10 protein-coding genes and 1 pseudogene are annotated in these 9968 nt (G+C 65.3%); 5 read left to right on the top strand and 6 right to left on the bottom strand.

The window, feature by feature from the left end; all coding sequences use genetic code 11:
- The 6 genes and pseudogenes from BLW27_RS19775 to BLW27_RS19795 all read right to left on the bottom strand — a co-directional run.
- Nucleotides 1-350, bottom strand: a pseudogene (locus BLW27_RS19775) (transposase); the annotation flags it as partial.
- A gap of 218 nt (nucleotides 351-568) precedes the next feature.
- Entirely contained in the window at nucleotides 569-1339 is a 771-nt protein-coding gene (locus BLW27_RS21535; protein WP_218141183.1) for a c-type cytochrome, read from the bottom strand.
- Nucleotides 1340-1765, bottom strand: a complete 426-nt coding sequence (locus tag BLW27_RS21540; protein ID WP_218141184.1) for a c-type cytochrome — start codon at nucleotides 1763-1765, stop codon at nucleotides 1340-1342.
- Nucleotides 1766-1807: 42 nt separating this feature from the next.
- Nucleotides 1808-2179, bottom strand: a complete 372-nt coding sequence (locus BLW27_RS19785) for a hypothetical protein (RefSeq protein WP_089886363.1) — start codon at nucleotides 2177-2179, stop codon at nucleotides 1808-1810.
- A gap of 10 nt (nucleotides 2180-2189) precedes the next feature.
- Nucleotides 2190-4733 carry a cbb3-type cytochrome c oxidase subunit I gene (locus BLW27_RS19790; protein ID WP_089886365.1) on the bottom strand — a complete coding sequence of 848 codons (2544 nt, stop codon included), beginning with the start codon at nucleotides 4731-4733 and terminating at the stop codon, nucleotides 2190-2192.
- Nucleotides 4730-5749 carry a cytochrome c oxidase subunit II gene (locus BLW27_RS19795; RefSeq protein WP_089886367.1) on the bottom strand — a complete coding sequence of 340 codons (1020 nt, stop codon included), beginning with the start codon at nucleotides 5747-5749 and terminating at the stop codon, nucleotides 4730-4732. The genes BLW27_RS19790 and BLW27_RS19795 overlap by 4 nt, the downstream gene beginning before the upstream one ends.
- A 308-nt stretch (nucleotides 5750-6057) precedes the next feature.
- Between BLW27_RS19795 and BLW27_RS19800 the strand changes: the two genes are divergently transcribed.
- From BLW27_RS19800 to BLW27_RS19815, 5 genes are all read left to right on the top strand, one after another.
- The gene (locus BLW27_RS19800; protein ID WP_089886370.1) at nucleotides 6058-6624 is read left to right on the top strand and encodes a cytochrome c oxidase assembly protein; all 567 of its coding nucleotides are present in this window, start codon (nucleotides 6058-6060) and stop codon (nucleotides 6622-6624) included.
- 283 nt (nucleotides 6625-6907) lie between these two features.
- A complete protein-coding gene (locus BLW27_RS19805; RefSeq protein WP_089886372.1) occupies nucleotides 6908-7441 on the top strand; it encodes a hypothetical protein in 534 nt (177 codons plus the stop codon).
- 684 nt (nucleotides 7442-8125) lie between these two features.
- Nucleotides 8126-8302 carry a CsbD family protein gene (locus tag BLW27_RS19810; protein WP_089886374.1) on the top strand — a complete coding sequence of 59 codons (177 nt, stop codon included), beginning with the start codon at nucleotides 8126-8128 and terminating at the stop codon, nucleotides 8300-8302.
- A gap of 1 nt (nucleotide 8303) precedes the next feature.
- Entirely contained in the window at nucleotides 8304-8390 is an 87-nt protein-coding gene (locus tag BLW27_RS22200; RefSeq protein ID WP_483862384.1) for a small membrane protein YohP, read from the top strand.
- A gap of 371 nt (nucleotides 8391-8761) precedes the next feature.
- Nucleotides 8762-9802: a sodium:calcium antiporter gene (locus tag BLW27_RS19815; RefSeq protein WP_089886375.1), complete on the top strand. Its 1041-nt coding sequence runs from the start codon at nucleotides 8762-8764 to the stop codon at nucleotides 9800-9802.
- Nucleotides 9803-9968: the final 166 nt, after the last annotated feature.

Raw genomic sequence — 9968 nt, forward strand, 5'->3', positions numbered from 1 at the left:
CAGCGGCCCGTCGGCGCGGCGATAGGGGACCTGAACGGCCAAGGTCTTCTGCCTCCGGCACACAGGGTGGAGAAGTCCGGAACGGGCCAATCCAGCCCCGCCAGTTTCAGCAGGCTCGCCACCATCCCGGCGGTCTGGCGAAGCGGCAGCTTGAACAGGATCTTGATAGACAGGCAGAGTTGTATGGCCGCATCGGAAAACACTGGCGGGCGTCCCGGCCGACCGTCATGCGGCGCGCGCCACGTCATGTCCTTCTCGACCCAGATCAACAGCGATCCCCGCTTCCGCAGTGATGCGTTGTAGCTGGACCAGTTCGTGGTGCGATAGCGGGCGGGAGGAGGCTTCCTCATGCACCGCGTCTAACACCATGGATTCGCAAAGTGAATCCTTCGCCGTCTGACTTGTGCAACAACGCCATCGGGACGACAGGCCCAGCGCGTGGCGATAGACCGGCGTCAAGTCCGCGCGAGCCGGTATGTGCGCCCGACCGGAACGACTTCCATCACGTCGCAAATCCACGGAACCGCAGCCGAGGCTTTTCTTTGCCACGGCGTCACCGCTACTTGTCCTATTGCTCCCGCAGGTGATCGTACCAGAGCGAGACCGCCTTGATCTGCTGCCGGGTGAGGTTCTGTGCGACCTCCGTCATGACGTGCGACCAGCCGGTGCCGCCGCGCACTCCCTCGCGCCACAGCAGAAGATGCTCCTCCACATACCATCCCGGCTGGCCCGGTAGGTAGGGGTAGTCCGGTTTGCGCCGTTCGCCCCGCGCGTGGCAGCTTTGGCAGGACGGAACCTTGCGGGAGTGAAGCCCGTCGGTGGCGATGCGCCGGCCAAGGTCCAGCAGAGCCCCGCGCGAGGTGGGCGGACCGCCCGGCGCCGCCGGCGGAACCTCTAAGCCCGCCGCGGTTTCGAGCCCGTCCAGCACGCCCGCCTCGTCCTGGCCAACCCGTGGAGGGGGCGGCCCGTCCGGGCCGGGCGGGACCGCCGCGACGTCCGGCGCTGGTTGTTGTGCGTAATGGCCGGCGAGTCGGCGAAGCGTCTCCGCCCCATAGCGCCGGGCGGGCGGTTCCATAAAGCCACTTTCGCGCCGGCCCTCGTGGAAGGCGAGCAAGGTTTCGTAGAGGTATGTCTCGGGCTGCCCCGCGATGACGGGAAAAGCCCGTTGCGCCCGGCCCGCGCCACGGCCGAGGCCGTCGGTTCCGTGGCAGCGCGCACAATCCGCCAGCGCGTCCGAAAAGATGGCGTCGCCCGGAAGCTGAGGCTGCCGTAGGCCCCCGAGCGCCATCTCCGCGTAGGTCGCGGCGCTCATGTCCGGAAGCGCGCGCAGGAACGCCACCTACGACCAGACTTCGTCGTCGCGGTGCTGCGCCGGCCAGGCAGGCATCCCGCTGTACTTGATCCCGTGACGCACGATCCAGAACAGGGCGCGGTCGTCCCAGTCTCCAATCCGGTCCTCCAGCCGCGGAGGCGCGGGTGTCATCGCCTGCGCGACCGGCGACTGCGCGATGCCGGGCGCCGCGTGGCACGGAGCGCAACCGGTGGCATAGTGGCCGGCCGCGCGGAGCACGAGAGCCGGGTCCGAGAGGTCGAGTCCGGCCGGCCGGTCCTCCAGCATCGACTGCCGCCTCACGGCATTCTCCATGGTCCAGCCGAGGAACCAGCGCACCGGCGCGAAATGGCCCGACGCGGCCGAGATGGAGACGAGGCCGCTCCAGCCCACCAGGAACACCAGCACCGTGGCGCCAAGGAGTGCCGCCAGCATTTTCTTCCAAGTCAGGACGAAGTTTATCCGCATCCGCCTTCCCTAACGGCAATCCGCGATCAAGAGCGCGGGCGTCGCGTCGAGCAGGACGCCCAGGAAGGACAGCGACGCCAGCAGCATCGTCGCGAACTCCAGAAAACCCTCCTGATCCTGGCGCGTGCCGCGGTCGCCGCCTGTCGTGCGCCGCCGCCAGTCCCGCCAGGCGCGGTAGAAGAACAGCGCGATCAGCACCAGCGAGATGACGGTCGCGCCGCCGATGAAGACCCGCACGCCGCCGATGCCCCGGAAGATGTCGGCGTTCGGCGCGCAGACATAGGCGGCCGCCACGTAGCTTGCCAGAAAGTGGCCCGCCCAGATCGCCGGCGCCGCGATCAGCGTCCAAATCGTGTCGGGTGTGCGTCCGAAGAAATGCATCGCGCCCTCCTCAGACCGCCAAGGGGAAGAGCGAGACCGTCGCCACCGCAAGCAGCGCCTGGAGGCCGATGAAATGCCAGTAGAGCGTGACGTTCGAGAGGTCCTTGTCGTGATCGGGCGTCATCCGGCCCGCCAGTGACCGCGCCAGGCAGTAGAGCAGCATCACGCAACCGATCGCTGCGTGTAGGGCCACCCAGATCACGATCACCCAGACCGTCGCCGGGTAGACATGCGCCACGGGGTCGAGGCGTGTCGCGTAAGGCCCCCAAAGCAGCGTGCCCGCCGCCGCCAGCGCACCCGCGGCGGCCAAGCCCATCAGCAGACGGGCGGCCGCGACCCTGCCGCTTCGGTTCGACCGCTTCGACAGTTCCGCAACCGCCCAGGTCACGACGAAGACCCCTGCCGCGACGGAGGGCCAGAAGAGTCCGGGACCCTCGGTCCCGGGCGGCGGGAAGTCGGCATGCAGCGTGAAGAAATAGTAGTAGCCGAAAAGGAAGCTCAGAAAGGCCGTCAGATCACCGAACATGGTGATGAACATCGCCCACCACCCGACCGAGGCGGGACCCGAACGGTAGAGCGGCAGCGTGAGCCCGAGTCCCACGTCCTTCTCAGGCTTCTCGGGGATCTCCGCCGTGCCGCGCCAGAGCCAGAAGATGATCACCGCCCCCGCAGCCACCGCCGTGGCCCCGGTCAGAAGCCACCAGTGGAACGTCGCGAAGATGAAGACGAGGCCCGACAGCACCGCCGCCACCAGCGGCACATGGCTTGGCCCGGGCACGCGCACGACGCATTCCGGCTTTGCTGCAAGGACCGAGGTAATGATCGTCTCGCGACGGCCCTCCTCGGCATCCGGCAAGTAGAAGCGGCCGGCCGAGACGTCCTCGATGAAGTTCGGCTGCTGCCACAGCGGATAGCGGGTCTCGATGATGGGCACAGAACGCACGCCCCATGCCTCGCCCGGCATCTCGGCCAGCCATTCCAGCGTCCCAGCGTCCCAGGGGTTGCGCTTCTCGTAGGGCTGATCCTTCCGGGGCCGCACCGCGTCGAGGACGAAGATCAGGAAACCGGCGGCGAAGATGAAGGCGCCGATGGTGGAGATAAGGTTTGGCAGCGCCACGCCCATCTCTTCGGGATAGGTCCAGACCCTCCGCGGCATCCCCATCAGGCCCGAGAAATGCATCGGGAAAAACGCGATGTTGAAGCCAATGAACATCGGCCAGAAGGCATACCAGCCCGCGCGCGCTGACAGTTTCTTGCCGAAGATCATCGGCCAATAGTAATGGATGCCGGCGACCACCGGGAACAGCATGCCGCCGATCAGCACGTAGTGCAGGTGCGCCACGACGAAGTAGCTGTCATGCGCCTGCCAGTCGAACGGTACCATGGCGACCATCACGCCCGTCAGACCGCCGATCACGAAGATCGCCAGCGCCCCCGCTGCGAACAGCATCGGCACGGAATAGATCACCCGCCCCGCGAGGCACGTCGCGAGGAAAACGAAGATCTGCACCCCCGTGGGAATGGCCACCACCTCGGATGCGGCGTTGAAGAAACCCAACGAGATCGCCGGCAGACCGGTGGTGTACATATGGTGAACCCATAGGCCGAACGAGATGAATCCCGTTCCCACGGCCGCCAGCACCACCCAGGAATAGCCCACGATCGGCCGGCGCGCGAAGGTCGGCACGATCATGGCCAGGAGCGCGATGGCGGGCAGGAAGATCACGTAGACTTCTGGATGGCCGAAGATCCAGAACAGGTGCTGCCACAGGATCGGGTCGCCGCCGCGGCTGGGATCGAAGAACGGCCAGTCGAACAGGCGCTCCAGCTCGAACAGGATGTCGCCGGCGATCAGCGGAGGAAAGGCGAAGAGGATCATTCCCGCCACCACCAGCACGTACCAGGCGTAGAGCGGCATCAGGTTCAGCCGCATCCCCGGCGCCCGGCACTTGAGCGTGCCGACGATCAGTTCCACCGCCGCGACAAGCGCCGCGATCTCGATGAAGGACAGGCCAAGCAGCCAGATGTCGGGTCCGTAGCCCGGGGTGAAACGTTCCTGCGTTGTCAGCGGCGGGTACATGAACCAGCCGCCCTTCGGCCCCGCGCCGAAGAAGATGGAGCCGCAGACGAAGACTCCGCCCACGAAGAAGCACCAGAAGGCGAAGGCCGTCACGCGCGGGAAAGGCAGCTCCCGGGATCCAAGGAGCTGCGGCAACAGGATCAGCGACAGCGACTCGAAGATCGGGATCGCGAAGAGGAACATCATCACCGTGCCGTGCATGGTGAAGAACTGGCTGTAGAGGTCGGCGGAGAGGAAGTCGTTCTCGGGCACGGCGAGCTGGATGCGCATCCCCAGCGCAAGGACCCCGGCAAAGAGCATGAAGATCATCGCCGTGCCGACATACCAGAGACCGACTTCGGTATTGTTCACCGACGACAGGTAACGCCAGCCGGCCGGAGCGGCCCAGACCTTGCGCAGACGTTCCTCCTGGCCGCGGCGAACCTCCGGGTCGTTCTGATCCGGTCCCGTCGCGCCTTCCTCCGGGTGCGTCATTCCAAGCTCCCCAGCCATTCTGCGATGATCTCGATCTCCTCCTCGGGCAGCATTCCGAAGGCGGGCATCTCGACCCCGGGCTTCAGGTGCGCAGGCGACCGGATGAAGTCTGCGAGCGTTTCCACGCTCATGGGCAGGATCGCCGCGGCCAGTGTCGACCTGCCGCCCACATGGGTCAGATCCGGCCCCACCCGCCCGTCCGCCGGCGTTCCCCGTACGGTGTGGCAGGCGCCGCAGCCGCTCCGGAGGAAAAGCTCCGGGCCCTTTCCTTCCGTCACCGCGGCGGGCTCCGCCTGTGCAGCGACGTGGGCCGCGTACTCTTCCTCCGGTACAACCACCGCCCGCAGCCGCATCTGCGCATGGGTATCGCCACAATACTCGGCGCAGGCGCCGGCGAAGACTCCGGTGCGGGTCGGCTCCACCACCAGCCGCGTTACGCGACCGGGAATCGCGTCCATCTTGCCGGCTATTGCAGGGATCCAGAAGGAATGGATCACGTCCGGGCTGCTCAGCAGGATCTCTGTTCTTCGCCCGACCGGGAGCCATATTTCGTTGGCGCTCGACACGCCCCCGGCGGGCAGGTTCCTGACCACCCCCGGGCCGCCCTCGACGTCGTAGGCAATGCGCCACCAGAAGCGCTCACCCGAGACAGCGATGGTCGGGCCATCTGCCGGGCGCCGCAGATCCGGCATCATGCCGACCCCGAAGACCACCAAGACTGTCACCACGACCCCGGGGAACACCGCGCCGCCCCACAAGATCAGGCGCCGCGCCTGCCGCTCCGCGTTCTCGCCAGGCACGCGGACCACCACGCTGCGACATAGGACGATAACGAAAATCCAGATCGCAACCGCACCTGCCAGCATCACCCAGAACAAGATGGCGACGCGGTCCGCCTCCAGCCCGGCCGGATCGAGCGTCGAATATTCGCCGCTGCATGCTGCGGCCATAGCCGATACGAGCAAGGCAGCGACGACGCGCAGGCGAGGAAGCAGAACCTTCGGGGGGAGGATCATGGAATTGTTGATGCGTTCATTGCGGCCTTTGCCTCCTCACGGCCGCGCCCGCACGCAAGCGTGACCTTCCACTCCATTGGACCCTATCGCAGCGAGCGTGAGGATCAACAAAGGGTTCTGCGCCTCCGTGACTTGGCGAACGGCTGCCCGCCGCGTGCGGCTTCGCGGGCGCCGCGGGCTGTTGAGGGGGCAAAGGCCCTGCGGGCACTTCGTTCTTCTATTCAGGTGCACCGTTGCCTCACCTCTTGGAAAGAGCGGAGTCCGGGGCGCCGTCTTCCGCTTCCGTCGATGCCGCGCGAGAACTGCAGATGAACTTTCGTTTCCTTCTCCCGCTCCCGGGGCTTGGCCTTCTCGCGCTGATCTGGCTGTTCCCGCTCGAAAGGATGGTCCCGGTCTTCGCCGCGCACATGCTGCGACACATGACGCTCGTTGCGCTTGCCGCGCCGCTCGTGGTCGTCGGCCTGCCCTCGGCGACCGCCGCACTGCGGGTGTCGCCGCTTTTCGGCACCATGGCGGAACTCGTGGTGGTCTGGTCATGGCACCTGCCTGCCGCGCATGAATTCGGGCGGCTGACCTCCATCGGCTTCGTGGCAGAGCAGACGTCTTTCCTGGTTGTCGGACTACTGGTCTGGACCGGCTGCCTGCGGTCCGACCGGCCGCTTGCCGGCGCAGCGGGGCTGCTGGTCACCTCGATGCACATGACGCTGCTCGGCGCGCTGCTCATCCTCGCGCCACGCGACCTCTACGGCACATCGCCGGATCTCGCTGGGCAGCGTATCGGCGGAATGCTGATGCTGGGGATCGGCACCCCAGTCTACTTGATCGCAGGGCTGGCTTTTGTCAGCCTCGTGCTGCGGGAAAGGGCGAGCGCCTGACGGGTGCTTTCCGCACGAGTTCTACGCAATGCACTGCCATTGAACGAAAGTCGCAACGACTGGCTGTCAGGAGGTTTCGTCCACGCGCCGGAAACAGATGAAACTAAGCCATGAAGCGGCAGACAGCTCGGTTGAACGGGCTCGTTTCCGGCACAATGGAAACGCGCGCATCATCTGCGATGGCAGACGCGATGCGCGGCACGGCTCGCTCGGCTGACGCCGGAACACGCCCCAGTGGCAGAGCGTTGGCTGCACGACCTTGCAAGGCTAGAGGAGAAGACTCATGCGCCTGATGATCCGCACGGCCGCCGCGCTTGCTGCGTTCCTAATTGCCGCTCCGCTGGCCGCGCAGGAAACGGCCTTGCCCGAAGAACCGGATAGTGTCCTCGGCTCGATAACGGGCACGCTCGATCTGAGGCCAGCGGAATGGCGGGTGATGGAGAACACCGAGGGTGGAGGCAGCCATTGGTCCAGGGAAGAGGCGACGCTGTCCGTCCGGATGGACGGTATCCTCGACGGCGTTGGCGACGCCAGTCGACTCGTGATTTCGTTCGATCTGGCCGGGCCGGAATCCTCCGTCGTGCCGACCGACATCTACATTGCGCTCACCCATCCCGATTTCGACGAGCCCCTGGTTGCCATGGGTGACGACATCAGCCTCGAGATAACGGCCGTGACGCAACTGTCCGACGACATGGTGATCGCCGGCGGAGTCAACGCGCTGCTTCAGGTGCCGGGCTCGGAGAGCGACGAGAACGACGTCACGCTCGACGGGAATTTTCAGGTGACCCTTCCCCGGGAAGAGGACGAGGCCTGAGACGCGATGGGTTCAGACCATTTGCCCGAGCCTCGGCTCAGGTCTGGCCCGCCTTTCGCCATTCTGCTTTCGCCTGACCACCTGCGCATGCAGCTTGGCTCATGCGTCGCTCCAAAACCCGAATGTGCGGCCATCGGGCGTCACGGGCGAGGCGCCATGTCCTGGCCGTCCACGGCGATGACCACGTTCGTCCTCGCCAGCACGTCGAGCAGATCGCCCCACGAGGCGATGTTGGCGGTCGGGAGGTTGCGGGCCTTCGACAAGCATTGAGTGGCGACACCGCGGGATTCGTGTTCGGGTTCATGCTGCCAACGATCAGGAGGCTTAGGACGGCGGTCCGGCCGTGTTGAGGAGCGAGAAATGCCCCTCCCTCAATCAGATCGGTCAGGTGCGTCGGCGATTGATCCACCAAGTGGGCGTTTCGCAAGAACAAAACGACATCGGCTTCCGCCATGCCGTGGAGATTGATCACCGAGAGGCCAGTATCGCTTTCGAGGCGGACGTTGCCTTGGCCACCCCGGCAGAGTGCATTGGAAGCCTCAAGGCAGGTAGCCACAGCACAACGTCTGATGCTTTCGCTCCGCATCATGCCGTTCTTGGCGGCGATGCCCCATATCGAGTGCAAGCGGAACAGACCGCGCCCCGCCACGTTGGTGACGGAACCTGCCACGAAAGGAAAATGCCGTGAGCGACGATCGTAACGAAGGTCACGCCAAGGACATCAAGGGCTCCGCCAAGGAGACCGTGGGGAAGGCTACCGGTGACAAGGATACCGAGCAGAGCGGCAAGGCGGACCAGGCCGAGGGTAAGGCCCAGAAGGGTCTTGGAAAAGCCAAGGATGCATTGAAAGGGAAGAAGTAAGATGTTCAAGTTTCTCGGCGGCGCCATAGGGATCATCTTCGTGATCGGCTTGCTGGTGGTCATCGGGTTGCTGGCGTTGATCTTCTGAACAATGCGATCGCTTCAAGAACCATCTCCGCCGTGAGCGCCCCTCGGGTGCTCACTTTGTTTTTGGCTGCAGCCCGTTACCGCATCCCGTCGCGGCGGCACACTTCGGAAGCATCCTACAGCATCGCACTCTCTTGGACACCGCGGAAGCTGCCCCCGACTGGTTGCACTGTGGTGAGTAGTTTCTGGCATGGCGCCGCGACCAGCCCCGCCTCGTATGCGATGTCTTAGGCTGATCCGACATGTAACAAGCAGTAGACACTGAACCTTCCGCCTCCGCCCGCGTTCATCCTACGATGCGGAGGTAGAAGCGGCTCGCGCCGCAACGCGGCTGGCTGCCCGCGCTCCGCCAGCACGCGGACGGAGCAATACATGTGGGGCGATCTACCGACGGCGGTCCTTGTCGGGGCCTTTTTCGCGGCGAGTGCCGTCATCTTCTTCTCGGGCATGAACATGACCGGGTTGGCCGACCGGCTGGCCGATCGGACTGGCTTGGGCGAAGCGATCATCGGCGGCGTTCTTCTGGGCGCAGCGACGTCGCTTGGCGGCATCATCGTATCGGTGACCGCCTCGCTGGATGGGCGCGCGTCGCTCGCGTTCTCGAACAGTGTGGGCGGGATCGCGGCGCAGACGCTGTTCCTGGCCATCGCCGACATGTTCTACCGCAAGATCAACCTCGAACACGCAGCGGCCGATCTGGGCAACGTCTTCCAGGGTATCGTCCTGATGGTCCTGCTGACGCTGCCGTTCCTGGCGATGTCGTCCCCGGAGTTCACGATCTGGGCGGTGCACCCGATCTCGTTCGTGATCCCGCTGGTCTATGCCGGCGGGCTGTTCGCGCAACGCGCCGTGAAGGAATACCCGATGTGGGAACCCGTCGACACCAAGGACACCAAAGAGGATGCGCCCGACGACGAGGACGAGGAAAACCGCGCCCAGAGCACGCTGCGCCTGTTCCTGACTTTCGGCGCACTGATGCTGCTGATGGGCACTGCGGGCTACGTGATCGCCAAGACCGCGTCGCAACTGGCGGACAGGATGGAGATCTCGGATTCGCTTGTAGGGGCGCTCGCCACCGCGGTCGTGACGTCGATGCCCGAGCTGGTGACGACCGTCGCAGCCGTGCGGCGCGGCGCCTTGCAACTTGCGGTGGGCGGCATCATCGGCGGCAACACCTTCGACACGCTGTTCCTGGTTGCCTCCGACATCTCCTACCGCGACGGGTCGCTTTATCATGCGGTGGGCGATGCCGATTTCTACTGGATCGCGACCGCGCTCGTGATGACGGGCGTCCTGATCGGCGGCCTGATCATGCGGCAAAGGCAGGGGCCCGGAAAGATCGGCGCGGAGAGCATGCTTCTGCTGGGGATCTACGCGACAGCGGTCGCCGTGCAGTTCCTTGGCGGAGGTTGATAAGCCGCATCCACCCCGGCCAGCGTTCCTTGTGCGACCTCGGTGTAAGCGATGAAGAGGTGCGCCTAGAGCGTATCGCCCTTGATTGGATTCGGGATTCTCAAGGCGTTCTTTCTGTGATTCCCTGCCGATATGGCAGATATGGGGGGCAGAGATGGGTAAACCG

The sequence above is a fragment of the Citreimonas salinaria genome, from assembly GCF_900107235.1.
Lineage (GTDB): Bacteria > Pseudomonadota > Alphaproteobacteria > Rhodobacterales > Rhodobacteraceae > Citreimonas > Citreimonas salinaria.